Annotated in this window: 17 protein-coding genes and 2 riboswitches; of the genes, 11 read left to right on the top strand and 6 right to left on the bottom strand. The window is 63.4% G+C overall.

Annotated elements, in window-relative coordinates:
* Positions 1-37: 37 nt before the first annotated feature.
* Positions 38-3,748, bottom strand: coding sequence for a methionine synthase (gene metH, locus C4J92_RS14910; RefSeq protein ID WP_124404409.1), 3,711 nt, complete (start codon positions 3,746-3,748; stop codon positions 38-40).
* A gap of 93 nt (positions 3,749-3,841) precedes the next feature.
* Between metH and C4J92_RS14905 the strand changes: the two genes are divergently transcribed.
* Entirely contained in the window at positions 3,842-4,036 is a 195-nt protein-coding gene (locus C4J92_RS14905; RefSeq protein WP_124404408.1) for a hypothetical protein, read from the top strand.
* 59 nt (positions 4,037-4,095) lie between these two features.
* On the top strand, positions 4,096-4,680 hold the full coding sequence (gene nfuA / locus C4J92_RS14900; RefSeq protein ID WP_017528557.1) for a Fe-S biogenesis protein NfuA: 585 nt from the start codon (positions 4,096-4,098) through the stop codon (positions 4,678-4,680).
* A 908-nt stretch (positions 4,681-5,588) separates the two neighbouring features.
* Here nfuA and cobM read toward each other — a convergent pair.
* From cobM to C4J92_RS14880, 4 genes are all read right to left on the bottom strand, one after another.
* On the bottom strand, positions 5,589-6,338 hold the full coding sequence (cobM, locus tag C4J92_RS14895; protein ID WP_124404407.1) for a precorrin-4 C(11)-methyltransferase: 750 nt from the start codon (positions 6,336-6,338) through the stop codon (positions 5,589-5,591).
* A gap of 70 nt (positions 6,339-6,408) precedes the next feature.
* Positions 6,409-6,801: a cobalamin biosynthesis protein gene (locus C4J92_RS14890; RefSeq protein ID WP_124404406.1), complete on the bottom strand. Its 393-nt coding sequence runs from the start codon at positions 6,799-6,801 to the stop codon at positions 6,409-6,411.
* The gene (locus C4J92_RS14885; RefSeq protein ID WP_124404405.1) at positions 6,798-7,502 is read right to left on the bottom strand and encodes a CbtA family protein; all 705 of its coding nucleotides are present in this window, start codon (positions 7,500-7,502) and stop codon (positions 6,798-6,800) included. Before C4J92_RS14885 ends, C4J92_RS14890 begins: the two co-directional genes overlap by 4 nt.
* A gap of 11 nt (positions 7,503-7,513) precedes the next feature.
* Positions 7,514-7,702 carry a CbtB-domain containing protein gene (locus C4J92_RS14880; RefSeq protein WP_027606475.1) on the bottom strand — a complete coding sequence of 63 codons (189 nt, stop codon included), beginning with the start codon at positions 7,700-7,702 and terminating at the stop codon, positions 7,514-7,516.
* 96 nt (positions 7,703-7,798) lie between these two features.
* Positions 7,799-8,014: riboswitch (cobalamin riboswitch) on the bottom strand.
* A gap of 42 nt (positions 8,015-8,056) precedes the next feature.
* Positions 8,057-8,257: riboswitch (cobalamin riboswitch) on the top strand.
* 92 nt (positions 8,258-8,349) lie between these two features.
* On the opposite strand from C4J92_RS14880, the gene cobW reads away from it, so the two are divergent.
* The 4 genes from cobW to C4J92_RS14860 are packed head-to-tail and all read left to right on the top strand — an operon-like array spanning position 8,350 to position 14,830.
* Positions 8,350-9,411, top strand: coding sequence for a cobalamin biosynthesis protein CobW (cobW, locus tag C4J92_RS14875; protein ID WP_124404404.1), 1,062 nt, complete (start codon positions 8,350-8,352; stop codon positions 9,409-9,411).
* A 3-nt stretch (positions 9,412-9,414) separates the two neighbouring features.
* Positions 9,415-13,176, top strand: a complete 3,762-nt coding sequence (cobN, locus tag C4J92_RS14870) for a cobaltochelatase subunit CobN (RefSeq protein ID WP_124404403.1) — start codon at positions 9,415-9,417, stop codon at positions 13,174-13,176.
* Positions 13,176-14,174 carry an ATP-binding protein gene (locus C4J92_RS14865; RefSeq protein ID WP_124404402.1) on the top strand — a complete coding sequence of 333 codons (999 nt, stop codon included), beginning with the start codon at positions 13,176-13,178 and terminating at the stop codon, positions 14,172-14,174. Before cobN ends, C4J92_RS14865 begins: the two co-directional genes overlap by 1 nt.
* A gap of 53 nt (positions 14,175-14,227) precedes the next feature.
* Entirely contained in the window at positions 14,228-14,830 is a 603-nt protein-coding gene (locus tag C4J92_RS14860; RefSeq protein WP_124405811.1) for a VWA domain-containing protein, read from the top strand.
* 114 nt (positions 14,831-14,944) lie between these two features.
* Here the strand turns inward: C4J92_RS14860 and C4J92_RS14855 are convergent, their stop codons facing one another.
* Complete coding sequence (locus C4J92_RS14855) at positions 14,945-15,892, bottom strand: DUF1853 family protein (RefSeq protein ID WP_124404401.1); 948 nt, start codon at positions 15,890-15,892, stop codon at positions 14,945-14,947.
* Positions 15,893-16,059: 167 nt separating this feature from the next.
* On the opposite strand from C4J92_RS14855, the gene C4J92_RS14850 reads away from it, so the two are divergent.
* Genes C4J92_RS14850 through C4J92_RS14830 form a run of 5 tightly spaced genes read left to right on the top strand, consistent with a single transcriptional unit; the run spans position 16,060 to position 19,889 of the window.
* Complete coding sequence (locus C4J92_RS14850) at positions 16,060-16,950, top strand: NAD(+) kinase (RefSeq protein WP_057725186.1); 891 nt, start codon at positions 16,060-16,062, stop codon at positions 16,948-16,950.
* Positions 16,947-17,921, top strand: coding sequence for a metallophosphoesterase (locus C4J92_RS14845; protein ID WP_164487564.1), 975 nt, complete (start codon positions 16,947-16,949; stop codon positions 17,919-17,921). Before C4J92_RS14850 ends, C4J92_RS14845 begins: the two co-directional genes overlap by 4 nt.
* Positions 17,918-18,787 (top strand): rhomboid family intramembrane serine protease, encoded by an 870-nt coding sequence (locus C4J92_RS14840; protein WP_124404399.1) that lies wholly within the window; start codon positions 17,918-17,920, stop codon positions 18,785-18,787. The genes C4J92_RS14845 and C4J92_RS14840 overlap by 4 nt, the downstream gene beginning before the upstream one ends.
* 14 nt (positions 18,788-18,801) lie before the next feature.
* Positions 18,802-19,062, top strand: coding sequence for a YeaC family protein (locus C4J92_RS14835; RefSeq protein ID WP_124367263.1), 261 nt, complete (start codon positions 18,802-18,804; stop codon positions 19,060-19,062).
* Positions 19,059-19,889 (top strand): DUF2797 domain-containing protein, encoded by an 831-nt coding sequence (locus C4J92_RS14830; protein ID WP_164487563.1) that lies wholly within the window; start codon positions 19,059-19,061, stop codon positions 19,887-19,889. Before C4J92_RS14835 ends, C4J92_RS14830 begins: the two co-directional genes overlap by 4 nt.
* The last annotated feature ends 12 nt before the right edge of the window (positions 19,890-19,901 follow it).

Below are 19,901 nucleotides of genomic sequence, written 5' to 3'. Positions count from 1 at the left end.
GGGGCTCGACAAGCCCCTGCACGGGTGCAAGAGCCTATCAGTTGTCGTAGCCCAGGTTCGGCGCCAGCCAGCGCTCGGTCACGCTCAGGTCCTGGCCCTTGCGCGCGGTGTAGCTCAGCACCTGGTCCTTGTCGATCTTACCCACAGCAAAGTACTGCGCCTGCGGGTGGGCGAAGTACCAGCCGCTGACGGCTGCCGCCGGGAACATCGCATAGTGCTCGGTAAGGAACACACCGCTGCGGCCGGCCTGCATTTCCCGGGCCTCGGGGTCGAGCAGTTGGAACAACTGGGCTTTCTCGGTGTGGTCCGGGCACGCCGGGTAGCCTGGGGCAGGGCGGATGCCGCTGTATTGCTCCTTGATCAGCGCATCGTTGTCCAGCTGTTCGTCCTTGGCGTAGCCCCAGTGTTCTTTACGCACTTGCTGGTGCAGCCACTCGGCGCAGGCTTCGGCCAGGCGGTCGGCGAGGGCCTTGACCATGATCGAGTTGTAGTCGTCGCCGGCGTCCTGATAGGCCTTGGCGACCTCTTCGGCGCCGATGCCGGCGGTGGTGATGAAGCCACCGATGTAGTCGGTCACGCCGCTGTCCTTGGGCGCGACAAAGTCGGCCAGGGAGAAATTCGGCTTGCCGTCGGTCTTGATGATCTGCTGGCGCAGGTGGTGCAGCCGCGCGATCGGCTGGCCGTCTTCGCCATAGACTTCCAGGTCATCGTCCTGCACCTGGTTGGTCGGCCAGAAGCCGAACACCGCGCGGGCGCTGATGAGTTTTTCATCGATCAACTTCCTGAGCATTTCCCGGGCATCGGCATACAGCGCGGTGGCCGCTTCACCCACCACTTCATCGGTGAGGATGCGTGGGAATTTGCCGGCCAGGTCCCAGGAAATGAAGAACGGCGTCCAGTCGATGTACTCGGCCAGCACGTTGAGGTCTATATCCTCCAGCACCCTGGTGCCGGTAAAAGTCGGCTTGACCGGGGTGTAGGTGCTCCAGTCGAACTGCGGCTTCTTGGCAATCGCCGCCGGGTAGCTCAGGCGTTCGGTGCGGGCGCTGCGGTTGGCGGTGCGCTCGCGTACGTCGATGTATTCCAGGCGGGTTTTCTCGACGAAACCGGCTTTCAATTCCTTGGACAGTAACTGCGTGGCCACGCCCACGGCACGCGAGGCGTCGGTCACGTAGATCACCGCGTCATTGCTGTACTTGGGCTCGATCTTCACCGCCGTGTGCGCCTTGGAGGTAGTTGCGCCACCGATCATCAGCGGCAGGTGGAAGTCCTGGCGCTGCATCTCGCGGGCCACATGCACCATCTCGTCCAGGGACGGGGTGATCAAGCCGGACAGGCCGATGATGTCGCACTTCTGTTCCTTGGCCACCTGCAGGATCTTTTCCGCCGGGACCATCACGCCGAGGTCGACGATGTCATAGCCGTTGCACCCCAGCACCACGCCGACGATGTTCTTGCCGATGTCGTGCACGTCGCCTTTGACCGTGGCCATCAGGATCTTGCCCTTGGCCTCGGGCTTGTCGCCCTTTTCCAGCTCGATAAAGGGAATCAGATGGGCCACGGCCTGCTTCATCACACGGGCGGATTTGACCACTTGGGGCAGGAACATTTTGCCGGCGCCGAACAGGTCACCGACGATGTTCATCCCGGACATCAGCGGGCCTTCGATCACCTCGATCGGGCGCGCGAACGACAGTCGCGACTCTTCGGTGTCTTCGACAATGTGCGTGGTAATGCCCTTGACCAGCGCGTGTTCCAGGCGCTTGTTCACCGGCCAGCCACGCCACTCTTCGGTCTCGGCTTCCTTGACGCTGCCGTCGCCCTTGTACTTGTCGGCGATGGCGAGCAGGGCGTCGGTGCCGTCCGGGGTGCGGTTGAGCACCACGTCTTCCACCGCATCGCGCAGCTCGGCCGGGATCTGGTCGTAGATCTCCAGTTGGCCGGCGTTGACGATACCCATGGTCAGCCCGTTGCGGATTGCATACAGCAGGAACACCGAGTGGATCGCCTCGCGCACCGGGTTGTTGCCACGGAACGAAAACGACACGTTGGACACGCCACCGGAGGTCAGCGCGTAGGGCAACTCGTCGCGGATGTAGGCGCAAGCATTGATGAAGTCGACGGCGTAGTTGTTGTGCTCTTCGATGCCGGTGGCGACCGCGAAGATGTTCGGGTCGAAGATGATGTCTTCCGGCGGGAAGCCCACTTCATTGACCAGGATGTCATAGGAGCGCTTGCAGATTTCCTTCTTGCGCGCTTCGGTGTCGGCCTGGCCGGCTTCGTCGAACGCCATCACCACCACGGCTGCGCCATAGCGCTTGCACAGCTTGGCGTGGTGAATGAACTGCTCCACGCCTTCCTTCATGCTGATGGAGTTGACGATGCCCTTGCCCTGGATGCACTTGAGGCCGGCTTCGATCACTTCCCACTTGGAGGAGTCGATCATGATCGGCACGCGGGAGATGTCCGGTTCGCCGGCGATCAGATTGAGGAAGGTCACCATGGCCTTCTTCGAATCGAGCATGCCCTCGTCCATGTTGATGTCGATCACCTGGGCGCCGGCTTCCACCTGCTGCAGGGCGACTTCCAGGGCTTCGGTGTAGTTGTCTTCACGGATCAGCCGGGCGAACTTGGCGGAACCGGTGATGTTGGTGCGCTCGCCGACGTTGACGAACAACGAGCTGCGATCGATGGTGAACGGCTCCAGGCCGGACAGGCGGCAGGCCTTGGGAATGTCCGGGATCGAGCGCGGCGCATAACCGGCCACGGCCTTGGCAATGGCTTCGATATGCCCCGGCGTGGTGCCGCAGCAGCCGCCGACGATGTTGAGAAAGCCGCTCTGGGCGAACTCTTCGATGACCTTGGCCGTTTCCGAGGGCAGTTCGTCGTACTCGCCGAACTCGTTGGGCAGGCCGGCGTTAGGGTGCGCGGAAACGTGGGTATTGGCCTTGTTCGACAATTCTTCCAGGTACGGCCGCAGTTCGCTGGCGCCGAGCGCGCAGTTCAGGCCGACCGAGATGGGCTTGGCGTGGGCCACGGAGTTCCAGAATGCTTCGGTAGTCTGGCCGGACAAGGTGCGCCCGGAGGCATCGGTGATGGTGCCGGAAATCATGATCGGCAGCTCTACGCCCAGTTCCTCGAACACCCCTTGCACCGCGAAGATCGCGGCTTTGGCGTTGAGGGTGTCGAAGATCGTTTCGATCAGGATCAGGTCGGCGCCGCCTTCGATCAGGCCCTTGGTGGCCTCGGTGTAGTTTTCCACCAATTGATCGAAGGTCACGTTGCGGTAGCCGGGGTTGTTCACGTCCGGCGACAGCGAGCAGGTGCGGCTGGTGGGGCCGAGAACGCCGGCGACGAAGCGCGGCTTGGCCGGGTTCTCGAGGGTCTTGGCGTCGGCCACTTTACGCGCCAGGCGCGCGCCTTCCACGTTTAACTCGTAAGCCAGCTCTTCCATGCCGTAGTCGGCCATGGAAATGCGCGTGGCGTTGAAGGTGTTGGTTTCAAGGATGTCGGCACCGGCATCCAGGTAGGCCTTTTCAATTCCGCCAATCACGTCAGGGCGGGTGAGCACCAGCAAGTCATTATTGCCCTTGACATCGCTTGGCCAGTCGGCGAAGCGTTTGCCACGGTAGTCCTGTTCCTCAAGCTTATAGCTCTGGATCATCGTGCCCATGCCACCGTCAAGGATCAGGATGCGTTCCTTGAGGGCTTGGTGGAGGGCTTGCAGACGAGCGCTACGATCGGACATGGGACTACTCTAAGTCAGGCATTACGGAGGGCGTGGATCATAGCAAACCTGTGCGCTTTTGGAGCATGCCCGGGTTTTGCATGAATATCGCTCATGTTGCGTCCACGAAGGTCCCAGCTTTATGTGAATGTACTGGGAGGGGGGGCGGGCGATGTTGATTTTCGGTACGGGCGCGCGGTGCTGGTGATGGGGGGCATGGCGCTGGAGCGGTTTTTCGAAGGCAACCGCCTGCTCAAAGGCTGGTTCGATGGCGACCAACGGTTAACTTTATCCCGACAAAAATACTAGGACTTTGTACCTCTGTAATGATTTGGCGTAAACTGCCGGCAAGCCTGTGAGGAGTTTCCATGACTGCCATAACCATTACCGACGCCGCCCACGATTACCTGGCTGACCTGCTGTCCAAGCAGAACACCCCAGGCATCGGCATCCGCGTCTTTATCACCCAGCCCGGCACCCAGTACGCCGAGACATGCATTGCCTACTGCAAGCCTGGGGAAGAGAAACCTGAAGACACCGCCCTGGGGCTGAAAAGCTTCACCGCGTATATCGACAGCTTCAGCGAAGCTTTCCTCGACGACGCCGTAGTCGACTACGCCACCGACCGTATGGGCGGCCAGTTGACCATCAAGGCGCCGAACGCCAAGGTGCCGAACGTCAACGCCGACAGCCCGGTCAACGAGCGCATCAACTATTACCTGCAGACCGAGATCAACCCGGGGCTGGCCAGCCACGGCGGTCAGGTCAGCTTGATCGATGTGGTTGAGGACGGCATCGCCGTATTGAAATTCGGCGGCGGCTGCCAGGGTTGTGGCCAAGCGGATGTGACCCTGCGCGAAGGCATCGAGCGCACCCTGCTGGAGCGTATTCCAGAGCTCAAGGGCGTACGCGACGTGACCGACCACACGCAGAAAGAAAACGCCTACTACTGAGTAAGGTGTTCACTGCGAGCATAAAAACGGCGCCCCGTGAGCGCCGTTTTTTATTTCCTTTTTCAACGAGTTGCGCGACATTGCTGGCGCAGAACATTAACTGTAGGAGTGGGCTTGCCCTAATGCCAGTCAGTTAAGCGTACACGCCGTCTGTAGGAGCGAGCTTGCTCGCGAAAAACGTCAACGATAACGCGTGCTTCCTGAATAAACGCGGTGCCTGTGAGTTTTTCGCGAGCAAGGGCTAGCCGCCCGCCTCGCTCCTACAAAAAGCCTTAACTGACTGGCATTAGGGCTTGCCCCCGATAGCCATAGGTATCTACACAACTTTGGCGTAGCCCTGAACCTGTGGCGAGGGAGCTTGCTCCCGTGGCGACCTGGAGGCCTATAGCTATCTGACTGATGCCGCGCGATCCAAATGTGGGAGGGGGCTTGCTCCCGATGGCGGCCTGACAGCCGACCAGGATGCTGGATCAGGGCGAGTACATATCCGTTGCTGCGGTAACGGCTGCTATGGGTTCCGCCCTTACGGCGTCTCACTTTTGAAAAGCGCAAAAGTAAGCAAAACGCTCTTGCCCCACCACTCGGCACCTCGCTTAGGCTCGGTGTGCCCGTAATCCGACAGTGATTTGGGGGGCCGCCGCCACGCGCCATCCATGGCGCGGGGCGGCTAAACCGGCATCCCTGCCGGTTTACCCCCCAAGTCACTGTCGAATTCCGGCCAGCGTGGTTTAACGGGGCGCTTAAGATCAAGAGCAAGATCAAGAGCGGCTCGCTTCGCATCGTGGTTACTGTTGGCTGCTACAAAGTTGTGTAGATACCTATGCCCCGATAGCGGTGGGTCAGTTGACACCTCATTGACTGAATCGGCGCTATCGGGAGCAAGCCCCCTCCCACAGTGTTTGCGGTGTTTATCCGGGGCGATAGAGATGGGCATGGCCGGCACGGTAAAGCGATGACTCGCTGAAGCTGTCATTGGTTAGCACGCGGCCCACCAGGATCAGCGCGGTACGCCGGAAACCTTTTACCTCAACCTTGGCCACAATATCCTCAAGCGTGCCAACTGCCCAATCCTGATCCGGCCACGTCGCCCGATGCACCACGGCAATCGGGCAGTCCGCGCCGTAATGCGGCAACAGTTCCGCGACGATCTTTTCCAGGTGGTTGACCCCCAGGTGAATCGCCATGGTCGTGCCGTGTCGCGCCATGCTGTCGAAGTCTTCGCCCGCCGGCATGCTGGTTTTATCGGCGTAGCGCGTCAGGATTACGCTTTGGGCGATGTCCGGCAGGGTCAGCTCGGTCTCAAGCAGCGCTGCACACGCCGCTACTGCGGTGACGCCAGGAATGATCTGGAACGGTATGCCCAGCTCGCGCAAGTAACGAATCTGCTCGCCAATCGCGCCGTACAGGCTCGGATCGCCGGAGTGCACGCGTGCCACATCCTGGCCATTTGCATGGGCGACCTTGATCAAATCGATGATCTGCTCCAGGTGCAGTTCAGCGCTGTTGACCACGTGTTCAGCGTTATGACCTTCCAGCACCGCCGTTGGCACCAGCGAGCCCGCGTAAATGATCACCGGGCAACTGCGAATCAGCCGCTGGCCTTTGACGGTAATCAGTTCCGGATCGCCGGGGCCGGCGCCGATGAAGTAGACGGTCATGGGGGATTCCTGTCGAAAAACGGGCGAGCATGAAGATTGCTCATGATCGGAACGGACGATTATCGAGGTTTTAGCCGGTGCAGGCCAATGCAAAGGTGGCCTGGGCGTTTTTTTGGCGGGTGATCAGCAGGCGGGCGGGGGCGTTGGCAAGATGTTCGGCGAGGGCCAGGGCAGCGCTTTCGGCGACCCCATGGCAGCCGGTATGCGTAAAGGCAACGACCGATTTATGGCTCAGCCGATCTTCATAGACGGCCAGTTGTTCAGCGCTGAAACACTGCAACGGCAAGCCCAGCAATCTGGACAGGGCGAGCAGCCCCGGTTCCTCGCGCTTGAGGTCGATACTTGCCAGTGCGGTAATGCTTTGGCGTTCAATCCCGCCCTCGGCGAGGGCGGTGTCAAAGAGGCTCAGCAGAGTGTGAAGATCACAACCGCGCTGGCAGCCCAGGCCGACCACCAGGGTCATGCCGAGTATTGATCGTCGCGGTTGCGGCGGAACAGCCAGGCGCTGATCAGGCCCAGTGCCAGCCAGAACGCCACGTTGGTCAGCTGCGACGCGATCTTGAACTGGGCCTCCAGGGCTTCTGGCGCGAGCATCGAATGCACTTGCGGTTGCGGCGCACCGACCACATGCGGCACGGCCAGGATCGCCACGCCCAGCACTTTGAGCAGCCAGTTGCGGCCGAACACGATCAGCGCAATACCGGTGGCGGTAGAGGCGGCAGTACCGACCCACCAGATCTGGCGTTGGGCCAGGTCAGCGGCAGCGGTGCCCGGCAGCTCTGGCGGCAGGCCCAGGGTCGGCGCCAGCACGAAGGTCGCGTAACCGGCCAGACCCCACAGCAGGCCTTGGGCCGTGCGGGTCGGTGCGCGCAGCGTGTAGAGGCCGGCCAGCATCAGGGCGAACCCGACGGCAACTACCAGGTTGCCACCGGTGGTGGACAGCACGCGCTGCCAGCCGTCTTCCGGCTCCCAGGCTTCGGCATCGTGGGTGTGGGCGGCGGCGCCTGCGGCATGTTCATGCGCCGGTTCGGTGGCTGCCGGGGCGTTTTCAAAGGTTTCCGCCTGCAGAATCAGCGGGGCGACCCAGAAGCTTTGCAGCAGGGTCAGCAGCAGGGCGGCCAGCAGGCCTGTAAAACCTGCGGTTTGGGCAATACGCTTGATCATGTCTGCAGGTCTCAGTGGCACGGGAACGCGGCGCTGTGGCGGGTATCGTGAGCCGCGTTGTGCACGGCTTCGATGTGCGAGAAACCGGCGAAATACACCAGGCACGCGCCGAGGATCGACGCGCCGATGGCGGCGGTCAGGCGTTGGCTCAGGGTGGCGGAGCTGCTGGCGGTGTGCGAGGTGCTGCTGATGATCGACATGGCGCGTCCCTTCTGGGTGTCAGGGTGAAACGAGCGCATGAAAACCCCGCGAGCCAGGCACACAGGGTTTCGAACAGCGCCCGCCCACCGCGGGTTTGTTATCTGATTTTTTCGGGCCGGTCTCCGGGCTTGCGAGGGATGGCTCTTGAAAGAGTCAGTCTGAAAGCATCACCTTCCCATGCTTGTCGGCACAGTGGATTTGACGCTTCGCTCGCTTACCGTTGCGGGGGCAGCACCGGACTTGCCATAGCTCTATGGCGCACCGGTTTCCCGTTTCACCCTGTGAAGGGCACCCGAAACAAGGTGGGTAGGAGAGCATGGGCCGGGGACGGTAGTCAAATGCTGCGAGCCCCTGTAGCCTTGCACCTTCGAGGTTCTTCGGCCCAGGCCGAAGCTAAGAAGGGAACGCGGTTCAAGCCGCGGCTGCCCCCGCAACTGTGAAGGGTTCTACTGACTGCCACGCCACTGCCGATCCGGCGGGAAGGCGCAGTCAGCGCCGGTCGCAAGACCCGCAAGCCCCAAGCCAGGAGACCTGCCTCGCAACCGATTTTTCAATTCAACCGGGCGGGGTGATCCGGTGACGAAATCCGCTGCTGCGCGCCGTCGCAGGGCTTCTCGTCCCGTATGCCCGCCCCAAAGGGCATCCGATGAAAACACTGGCCAAACTCCCCGTCACCATCGTTACCGGTTTCCTCGGCTCGGGCAAAACCACGCTGCTGCGCCATATGCTCGACAACGCCCAGGGCCGTCGCATTGCGGTGATCGTCAATGAATTCGGCGAGCTGGGCATTGACGGGGACATCCTCAAGCAGTGCTCCATCGGTTGCACCGAAGAAGAAGCCAACGGCCGCGTGTACGAGCTGGCCAATGGCTGCCTGTGCTGCACCGTGCAGGAGGAGTTCTTCCCGGTGATGCGCGAACTGGTGGCCCGGCGTGGCGACCTCGACCATATCCTCATCGAAACCTCGGGCCTGGCCCTGCCCAAGCCGCTGGTCCAGGCCTTCCAATGGCCGGAAATCCGCAATGCCTGCACCGTGGACGCGGTGATCACCGTGGTCGACAGCCCGGCCGTGGCCGCCGGCACCTTCGCCGCGTTCCCGGACCAGGTCGACGCCCAGCGCAAGCTCGACCCAAACCTGGACCACGAATCGCCCCTGCACGAGCTGTTCGCCGACCAACTGGCCAGCGCCGACCTGGTGATCCTCAACAAGGCCGACCTGATCAGCGCCGAAGACCTGGCCCGCGTGCGCCTGGAAGTGGCCGAGGAGTTGCCGCCGGCGGTGAAAGTCATCGAAGCCAGCAGCGGTCGCGTACCACTGGACGTGTTGATCGGTCTGGGTGCCGGCTCCGAGGAACATATCGACGCGCGCCATAGCCATCACGACCATCATCATGACGGTGAGGACGATCACGACCACGATGCGTTCGACTCCATCTCCATTGACCTGCCGCCAGCCGACGAAGCCCTGCTGCTCGACGCCCTGACCCAATTGGTGGTGCAGCACGGCATCCTGCGCGTCAAGGGCTTCGCCGCCATTCCGAACAAACCGATGCGCCTGCTGATCCAGGGCGTGGGCACACGTTTCGACAAGCATTTCGACCGTGCCTGGGGCGCCGATGAGGCACGCACCACACGCCTGGTGCTGATCGGCCAGGCGCTTGACGCGGCAGGCCTTGACGCGCAACTGCGCGCCGCCCTCAGCGCCTGACCCATGCACCTGCTCAGGACCCAGCCCGGTGGCTTCGTCGCGGACGACAACATCGCCGATCTTGGCCAAACCCCTGCCGAGTTGGTGATCCTGTGCAGCGGCGATTCCAGCCTGGCGCTGCTTGCCGAGGCGGCCCGGCAGTTGCCCGAGGATTACCCCAGCCTGCGCCTGGCCAACCCGATGCAGGTGCAGAACCATGCCTCGGTCGACCTGTACGTCGATGAAGTGCTGCGCCACGCCAAGGTCATCCTGATTTCGCTGCATGGCGGCATCGGTTACTGGCGCTATGGCGTCGAGCGGCTGGTGGCGTTGGCGGAGCGTGGCGTCACGCTGATCCTGGTACCGGGGGATGATCGCCCAGACCCGGAACTCAGCGGCTTGAGCACCGTGGAGGCGCCCGAGCGTGACCGGCTGTGGCAGTTCCTGCGCCAGGGGGGCCTGGGTAACGCGCTGGATTTTTTTCGCTGCCTGGCCACCGGCTATCTGGGGCGCGACTATGCCTGGGCTGAGCCGCAGAGCTTGCCGCGCACCTCGATCTACCACCCGCATACCGCCAACGCCCACCTGGCCGATTGGCAGGCGCAGTGGCAGGCTGGTTTTCCGGTGGCGGCGGTGCTGTTCTACCGCTCGCACTTGCAGGCCGCCAATACCGGGTTTATCGATGTGTTCTGCCAGCGCCTGCAGGCGGCGGGCCTTAACCCCTTACCGATCGCAGTGGCCAGTCTGAAAGAGCCCGGTTGCCTGGCGGTGGTCGAAGACCTGTTGGATGAGGTGCAGGCGGCGGTAATCCTCAACACCACCGGCTTTGCTCAATCGAGCCCCGAAGCGCCGCATCTGCGCCCGTTTCGCCGCAATATCCCGGTGATCCAGGCGATCTGCGCCCAGGACAACCAGCCCGGCTGGCAGGCCAGCGAACAAGGCCTGGGCCCTCGCGACCTGGCGATGCACATCGCCTTGCCGGAGCTGGACGGGCGCATCATCAGCCGGCCGATCAGCTTCAAGGACCTGGCCTGGCGCAGTGAGCGCAGCCAGTCGGACGTGGTGTGCTACCGCGCCGCGCCTGAACGCATGGACTTTGTCGCCGAACTGGCGCGCCGCTGGATCGAGCTGGCGCGGGTGCCGAATGAGCACAAGCGCGTAGCCTTGATCCTGGCCAATTATCCAACCCGCGACGGCCGTATCGGCAATGGCGTGGGCCTGGATACGCCGGCGGCGGCGCTGAATATCCTGCGCGCGCTGCACGCCGAAGGGTATCCGGTGCCTGCCACCTTGCCGGACAGCGGCACGGCCTTGATCCATGCGTTGCTGGGCGGCGTCACCAACGACCTCGACAGCCTCGACCTGCGCCCGTGTCATCAGAGCCTTGCGCTGGACGACTACGCGGCGATGTTTCAACGCCTGCCCGAAGCCAATCGCGAGGCGGTGCTGGAACGCTGGGGCGCGCCCCATCAGGACCCGATGTGCCGCGACGGTCGCCTGATGATCGCCGGCCTGCGCCTGGATCAAACCTTTGTGGGCATCCAGCCGGCGCGCGGTTACCAGGTCGACCCGAGTGCGGTGTATCACGACCCCGACCTGGTGCCGCCCCACGGCTATCTGGCGTTCTATTTCTGGCTGCGCCATACCTACGGCGCCCATGCGCTGATTCACGTGGGCAAGCACGGCAACCTCGAATGGCTGCCGGGCAAGGGCGTGGGCCTGTCGGAGAACTGCTGGCCGGACGTGCTGCTCGGCCCACTGCCGAATATCTACCCGTTTATCGTCAACGACCCCGGCGAGGGCGCCCAGGCCAAGCGTCGCACCCAGGCGGTGATCATCGACCATTTGATGCCGCCCCTGACCCGCGCCGAAACCTACGGCCCGCTGCGCAACCTGGAGCTGCTGGCCGACGAATATTATGAAGCGCAGTTGCTCGACCCACGACGCGCGCTGGAACTGCAGAAAGACATTCTCAAGCTGGTGCGCGAAACCCATATCGACCAGGAGCTTGAGCTGGACTGCAATGCGGATGCCGACAGTTGGTTACCGCGCCTGGACACCTACCTGTGTGACTTGAAGGAATCGCAGATTCGCGACGGCCTGCATATCTTTGGCGAGTCGCCGGCGGGGCGCTTGCGCATCGATACCTTGCTGGCCTTGTTGCGCATCCCTCGGGGCGATGGCCGTGGCGCGCAATCGAGCCTGCTGCGGGTGCTGGCCAAGGCGTTCGACCTGGGCTTCGACCCCCTGGACTGCGCGCTCGCCGAGCCGTGGACCGGGCGTCGGCCCGAGGTGTTGCGCAACCTCGACGCGCAGGTGTGGCGCACCGCCGGCGACACCCGCGAGCGTCTGGAGCTGTACGCGGCGCGCTTGATCGAGCAGGCGCTGGAAGGGCCGCTGGAAGAGTTGGAGAAACCTGGCTGGGAGGACGTGAAGGCCGTTGTCGAAAGCCTGCGCGTGGTCGTGGCGCCGCGTCTGGACGCCTGCGGTCCGGCAGAAATGCGCGGCCTGCTGGACGCCTTGAGCGGTCGCTTCGTGCCGGCCGGCCCCAGCGGCGCGCCGAGTCGCGGGCGCCTGGATGTGCTGCCCACGGGGCGCAATTTCTTCACGGTGGACGTGCGCAACCTGCCGACCACCACGGCCTGGCGCATCGGTTTCCAGTCGGCCAACCTGCTGCTCGAGCGGCATCTGCAGGACCACGGCGACCATCTGCGCCAGCTGGGCCTGTCGGTGTGGGGCACGGCCACCATGCGCACCGGCGGCGACGATATCGCCCAGGCCATGGCGCTGATGGGCGTGCGGCCGGTGTGGGCCACCGGCAGCCAGCGTGTGGATGACTTCGAGATCCTGCCGATCAGCCTGTTGGATCGTCCCCGCGTCGACGTGACGTTGCGCGTGTCCGGCTTTTTTCGCGATGCGTTCGCCAACCTGATCCGCCTGTTCGATGCGGCGGTGCAAGCGGTCGCTGCCCTGGACGAGCCGGACGACATGAACCCGCTGGCTGCCAAGGTGCGCAGTGAGCGCGAGGCGCTGCGCGAATCGGGCCTGGATGAAGAGGCTGCGGCGAAACAGGCCGGTTGGCGCATTTTCGGCGCCAAGCCGGGGGCTTATGGTGCGGGCGTGCAGGGCGCGATCGACGGCCGCCTGTGGCAAAGTCGCGAAGACTTGGCCGAGGTCTACCTGAACTGGGGCGGCTACGCCTATGGCGGTGCTGACGAAGGCACCGCTGCCCGTGAGCAGTTCGCCCAGCGCTTGGGGCAGGTGCAGGCGGTGTTGCAGAACCAGGACAACCGCGAACACGATGTGCTCGACTCCAACGATTACTATCAATTCCAGGGCGGCATGCTCGCCGCTGTGGAAACCCTGAGCGGCGCCAAGGCCGCCAGCTACCATGGCGACCACAGCCAGCCGGACCTGCCGAAGATCCGCACCTTGAAGGAAGAGCTCAACCGAGTCATTCGCTCCCGCGCGGCCAACCCCAAGTGGATCGAAGGCGTGAAGCGTCACGGCTACAAAGGTGCATTTGAAATGGCCGCGACCGTGGACAACCTGTTCGCCTTCGACGCCACCACGGCGCTGATCGACGACCACCAGTACGCGTTGCTCGCCGACGCCTATCTGCTCGACCCCGATACCCGCGCCTTTGTGCAACAACACAACCCCGACGCCCTGCGCGACATGGCCGAGCGCCTGCTCGAAGCCCAGCAGCGCGGCCTGTGGCAAGCGCCGGGCGCCTACCGCGAAGCGTTGGAAAACCTGTTGCTGGATATAGAAGAAGACCACTGATGACCGATATTCCCCATTTCCCGCTGGCCGCCGTGGTCGGTGCCGACGCGCTGAAACTGGCGCTGTGCCTGACCGCGATCGATCCTCAAATCGGCGGTGTGCTGATCGAAGGCCCGCGCGGCATGGCCAAGTCCACCCTGGCCCGTGGCCTGGCGGACCTGCTCGCCAGTGGGCAGTTTGTCACCTTGCCCCTGGGCGCTACCGAGGAGCGCCTGGTGGGCACCCTGGACCTGGACGCCGCGCTCGGCGAGGGCCGCGCACAGTTTTCCCCCGGCGTGCTGGCCAAGGCCGATGGCGGCGTGTTGTATGTCGATGAAGTCAATCTGTTGCCCGATCACCTGGTCGATCTGTTGCTGGACGTGGCCGCCAGCGGCACCAATCTGATCGAGCGTGATGGCATCTCCCATCGGCACTCGGCGCGGTTTGTGCTGATCGGCACGATGAACCCGGAGGAGGGTGAGTTGCGTCCACAACTACTCGACCGCTTTGGTTTCAACGTGGCGTTGAGCGGGCAAACGCTGCCCACCGAGCGTGGGCAGATTATTCGTCGTCGCCTGGATTTCGACCGTGATCCCGCTGCGTTCTGTCAGCAGTGGCATGAGCCGCAGGCGGCGCTGCGCGAGCGCTGCACCCAGGCGCGGGCGCGGCTGGACGGTATTGAGCTGGATGATCACGCCTTGGCGCAGATTACCGAACGTTGCTTTGCCGCAGGCGTCGACGGTTTGCGCGCCGACCTGGTCTGGCTGCGGGGCGCCCGCGCCCATGCCGCGTGGCGGGGCGCTGACAGGATTGCCGAAGAAGACATTGAAGCGGTCGCGGAATTTGCCTTGCGTCACCGGCGCCAGGAACAGTCGCCACCGGCCAGCCCGCCGAATCCAGGGCAGTCGCCGCAACCCTCGGACACCTCGCCGGGCCAAGGCCAATGGGGCGACATGCCTGCGCCGGCCCTGGCCACCGGTTCCCGTCGCGATGTGCCCACCTGGCCAAAAAAGCCCTAGGCATTCGCCCCCGACCTGACGCGGGGGCGGATGCCCGGCCCAAGGCGGGGCGACTGGACAATGGCAAGCAGGGCAAGGCGCGCAGCGCAGGGCAGGGCCAGATCGATTGGCCGGGCACCTTGCTCGGTGGCAGGCCGCAACGCCGTGAAGATGTGCGCTGGCAGGTGCGCAACCGTTCGGCCCATGAGCTGTGGCTGGTGATTGTCGACGCCTCAGCCTCCACCCGACGGCATCGGGCATTGAGCGATGCCAAGGGCCTGTTGGCGCAGCTGTTCGATGACGCCTACCGGCAACGGGCGCGCCTGGCGTTGTTGACCGCCAGCGGGCAGTCGCCGCAGTGGCAGGTGCAGGGCTTGAAGGCCTCGAAAGGCTTGGCGGATTGGCTGGAACAGCTAGGCGCCGGTGGTGGTACGCCGTTGCTGGCAGCCTTGAGCGAGGCGGCCCATTGGTTGGTGGCGCGGCGTAAGCGTTACCCGGCGGAGCAGCAGCGGGTGCTGGTGATGACGGATGGGCGGCTCAAGGCGATCGATGGGTTGGCGCAGTTGGCGTGTCCGGGGTTACTGGTGGACATCGAGCGCGGGCCGATCAGGCTGGGGCGGGCGCAGGAGTTGGCTGCCGGGTTGCAACTGGATTATCGGCATATCGATGAACTGTAGTGCCGGCACCGCCGCTATCGGGGGCAAGCCCCCTCCCACATTTGACTGTGTTCACAGTTCAAGTGTGGGAGGGGGCTTGCCCCCGATGAGGCACTCGCAGACCCCCACGCTCTATCAGCCAGCCCCCGGCACATTCGGCCAAAGATCCGCCACCAGAAACAGCCGCTCGGCTTCCTCCCAATCCTCACCATTTTGCACCAGCCGCACCAACAACTGCGCCGGCGCCATCGGGTCCAGGTCTGCCAGCCAACCCTGCATCTGTTCCTCGCTCCACACCTCGCTTGCCAGGTAATGCGCCGGCGCCAGCCAGGCATGCCGAGGCAAGGGTCGCCAGCGGCCTGCCGCGCTCGCGCTGACAAAGTCCGGCCAATCCCGCTGATGCAACCACCGTCCACGCAAGTGCTGCGGATGGGCGCCATGGGGTGATTCGGCCTGGCCCGGCCACGGATACAGCAGATACCCGCCCAGCCACAGGTGCGCATCGAACTGCTGGATATCCAGCGCCGCCAGGGCTTCGCGGCTCTCCGGGCGCGCCGAAATCGGCAGTTGATGCTGGGCCAGGTGCGCCAGTTTGCGGTCGAGCCGGTCATGGCAGCCCGGGCCCAGCCACTGCGCGGTGTCGCGGCCGTTGCCAGCCTGCGGGCCCAGATACAGCTTGATCGCCAATTCCAGGTGATGCACGCCATCGCGGTCGCGCAGCAGCATGTCCAACTCGCCCAGGGTGTGCCCGGCGCGGCGGATCGGCAGGTTGGCCGCCAGCAGCTCCACGCCCGGCGCATGTTGCACGGCGAACTGCCACAGGCGCTCGTAATAAAGGCCCAGACGCCGGGTGCGCGCCAGGCTCAGCCAATGCTGCAGCGCGCTGCTGTCCTGATCGAGCGCACGCAACCAGGCTTCGAGCAACTGCGGCGCCTGTACCCAGTCACTGCCCGCCAGCGGATGGCGCTGCGGCCATGGCGTGTGTGCGAGCATCGGTGGCGCCAGCATCACCCACGCCAGGTCGCGCACTTCGGGGTGTCGCAGTTGGCGGGGCAGGGCGTGCAAGTCGGGGAACAGAGTCATGGTGCGAGCATAGCCTCTTACGTTGCGTGCATGTGGCTGAGAACCGCCTGGGAACCGCCTGAGAACCATTGTCATCAAGGCGCGGCGGCGACAAAGGATTTTGCCTGAGCCGGCCTTTCGCCCATAATCCTTTCTTTTTGCCACACCCCTATGCCCGCAGGAGCCCCATGGAGCAATTTCGCAATATCGGCATTATCGGTCGCCTGGGCAGTACCCAGGTGTTGGACACCGTCCGCCGGCTGAAAAAATTCCTGCTGGAACGCCACCTGCATGTGATCCTCGAAGACACCATCGGCGAAATCCTGCCGGGCCACGGCCTGCAGACTTCTTCGCGCAAAATGCTCGGCGAAGTGTGCGACATGGTCATTGTGGTCGGCGGCGACGGCAGCCTGCTTGGTGCAGCCCGGGCGCTGGCGCGGCATAACGTGCCGGTGCTGGGGATCAACCGTGGCAGCCTGGGATTTCTCACCGATATCCGTCCGGATGAGCTGGAAGTCGAAGTGGCCAAGGTGCTCGACGGCCATTACCTGGTGGAAAACCGCTTCCTGCTGCAGGCCGAAGTACGCCGCCACGGCGAAGCCATTGGCCAGGGCGATGCGCTCAATGACGTGGTGCTGCATCCGGGCAAATCCACGCGGATGATCGAGTTCGAGCTGTATATCGACGGCCAGTTCGTATGCAGCCAGAAGGCCGACGGCCTGATCGTCGCCACGCCGACCGGCTCGACCGCGTACGCGCTGTCGGCCGGTGGCCCGATCATGCACCCCAAGCTCGATGCCATTGTGATCGTGCCGATGTACCCCCATATGTTGTCGAGTCGGCCGATTGTGGTCGATGGCAACAGTGAGCTGAAGATCGTGGTGTCCAAAGATATGCAAATCTACCCACAAGTGTCCTGTGACGGGCAGAACCATTTCACTTGCGCTCCCGGCGACACCATTACCGTGAGCAAGAAGGCACAGAAGTTGCGCTTGATCCACCCGCTGGACCACAACTACTACGAAGTGTGCCGCACCAAGTTGGGCTGGGGCAGCCGCTTGGGGGGCGGAGGCGACTGATGCTCGATCCCGCGCGTAGCTACGACCTGATTGGTGACGTGCACGGTTGCGCCCACACGCTGGAGCACTTGCTCGACCAGATGGGCTACCACAAGCAGGGCGGCACCTGGCGCCATCCGTCGCGCATGGCGGTGTTTCTCGGCGATATCATCGACCGTGGCCCGCGCATCCGCGAAGCGCTGCATATCGTCCACGACATGACCGAGGCCGGCCAGGCGCTGTGCATCATGGGCAACCATGAGTTCAACGCGCTGGGTTGGACCACGCCGGCACCGCCCGGCAGTGGCAAGCAGTTCGTGCGCGAGCACACCCCGCGCCATGCGCGGCTGATCCAGGAAACCCTGACCCAGTTCGAACAGCACCCGGCCGACTGGCACGACTTCCTCGGCTGGTTCTACGACATGCCGCTGTTTGTCGACGCCGGGCGTTTCCGGGTGGTGCATGCGTGCTGGGATGAGGGGTTCATCCAGCCGCTGCGCGCCACGTTCCCGGATGGCTGCATCGATCAGCACTTCCTGCAGGCCGCCGCCGTACCGGGCAGTTTCGCCTGCAACGCGTTCGATCGCCTGTTGCGCGGCACCGACATGCGCTTGCCCCACGGGCTCACCCTGACCGGTGGCGATGGCCTGACGCGCTCGTTCTTTCGTACCAAATTCTGGGAAGACGACCCGAAAACCTACGGCGACATCGTGTTCCAGCCCGATGCCCTGCCCGAGCCGGTGGCGCGCACGCCATTGTCCTCCACTGAAAAAAATTCCCTGCTGCGCTATGGCGTCGACGAGCCGCTGTTGTTCGTCGGCCATTACTGGCGCAGCGGCAAACCGGCACCGATCCGCCCGAACCTGGCCTGCCTGGACTACAGCGCGGTGCTGTACGGCAAGCTGGTGGCGTATCGCCTGGACCAGGAAACCCAACTGGATCCGCATAAATTCGTCTGGGTCGAGGTTGAGCGACCTGAGGTTAGTCAATGAGTACCGTGGCTGTATTGCGCCTGCCCCTGAGCGTCGACCTGGGCGGTTTCGTCAAGTTGCTGCAACGCATGCAGGTGCCTCATCGCGTCAGCGAGGAAGCCGGCGAACAAGTGCTGTGGGTGCCCGAGAGCATCAGCGACGATGTGCGCGTGTTGTACCAACGCTTTCCCGCCGGTGACCCGGACCAGCAACTGGACATTCCCGAACAGGCGCCTGTGGCGCGGCCAAGTTTTGTCCAGCAGGTCCGCCATAGCCCGGTCACGGCGTTGGTGCTGCTGGCCAGCCTCATCGTGGGTGCGGTGACGCTGCTTGGCGAAAACCTGCAGACCATGGCCTGGCTGACCTTTCTGCCGTTCCGGGTGCTGGGCGAATACATCCAGTTCACACCGCTGGCCGACAGCCTGGTCTCCGGGCAGTGGTGGCGGTTGGTCACGCCAATGCTGATTCACTTCGGCATCCTGCACCTGGCCATGAATGGCATGTGGTACTGGGAGCTGGGCCGGCGCATCGAAGCGCGCCAGGGCAGCATCAACCTCCTGGGCCTGACCCTGTTGTTCAGCCTGGTCTCCAATTACGCGCAGTATGCGTACGGCGGCCCGGGCCTGTTTGGCGGTTTGTCCGGCGTGTTGTATGGCCTGCTGGGACATTGCTGGATCTTTCAACTACTCTCGCCCAACCCGGCGTATCGCCTGCCCCGTGGGGTGCTGGTGATGATGCTGGTGTGGCTGGTGCTCTGCCTGTCGGGGCTGGTCTCGATGATCGGCTTCGGCGAAATCGCCAACGCGGCCCATGTGGGCGGCTTGGTTATCGGTTGCCTGACCGGTTTGCTGGGCGGGCTGTACAACCGTCGCAAATCGTCTATTTGATAAGGAAGAGCCTTATGTCCTCTTTTGCTGAAATGATCGAAAACATCACCCCGGACATCTACGAGAGCCTCAAGCTCGCCGTGGAAATCGGCAAGTGGTCCGACGGCCGCAAGCTCACCGCCGAACAGCGCGAGCTGTCGCTGCAAGCGGTGATTGCCTGGGAACTGCAGAACCTGCCTGAAGACCAGCGCACCGGCTATATGGGCCCGCAGGAGTGCGCGTCGAAATCGGCACCGGTGCCGAACATCCTGTTCAAGTCGGATGCGATCCATTGATTGAAATCGGTCGCGGTGCAGTCAGCAAAATGTCGGCGAAACTCGGTGAGCCGACCGTTCAATACGCGTTTCGTCTTGGCGACACCGAGGTTGCGGTCAACCCGTTGATCGGCACCTATATTCGCCTGGAATACCTTGGTGCCATTCATTGCAGCCATTGCGGGCGCAAGACCAAAAACAGCTTCAGCCAGGGTTATTGCTACCCATGCATGACCAAGCTGGCCCAGTGTGACCTGTGCATCATGAGTCCCGAGCGTTGCCATTACGACGCTGGCACCTGCCGCGATCCGAGTTGGGGTGAAACCTTCTGCATGACCGACCACGTGGTCTACCTGGCCAACTCGTCGGGGATCAAGGTCGGCATCACCCGCGCCACGCAGTTGCCGACCCGCTGGCTCGACCAGGGCGCCAGCCAGGCGCTGCCGATCATGCGCGTGGCCACCCGCCAGCAATCGGGCTTTGTCGAAGATCTGTTTCGCAGCCAGGTGGCCGACAAAACCAACTGGCGCGCGCTGCTCAAGGGCGATGCGCAATCGGTGGACCTCAGGCAGGTACGCGATGAATTGTTCGCCTCCTGCGCCGAAGGCTTGCTGGGGTTGCAGGAACGCTTTGGCCTACAGGCCATCCAAACCATTGCCGACATCGAGCCGATCGAGATCCGTTACCCGGTGCAGCAGTACCCGGCCAAGATCGTCAGTTTCAACCTGGACAAGAATCCGATTGCCGAAGGCACGCTGCTGGGGATCAAGGGCCAATACCTGATCTTCGATACCGGCGTGATCAATATTCGTAAATACACGGCCTACCAGCTCGCCGTGCATCAGTAGAAGGATGCCACC

Source organism: Pseudomonas sp. R3-18-08 (genome assembly GCF_003852065.1).
Taxonomy (GTDB): Bacteria; Pseudomonadota; Gammaproteobacteria; order Pseudomonadales; family Pseudomonadaceae; genus Aquipseudomonas.
The sequence above is the reverse complement of the archived record's forward strand: the minus strand, read 5'-3'. Positions and strand labels throughout refer to the sequence as shown.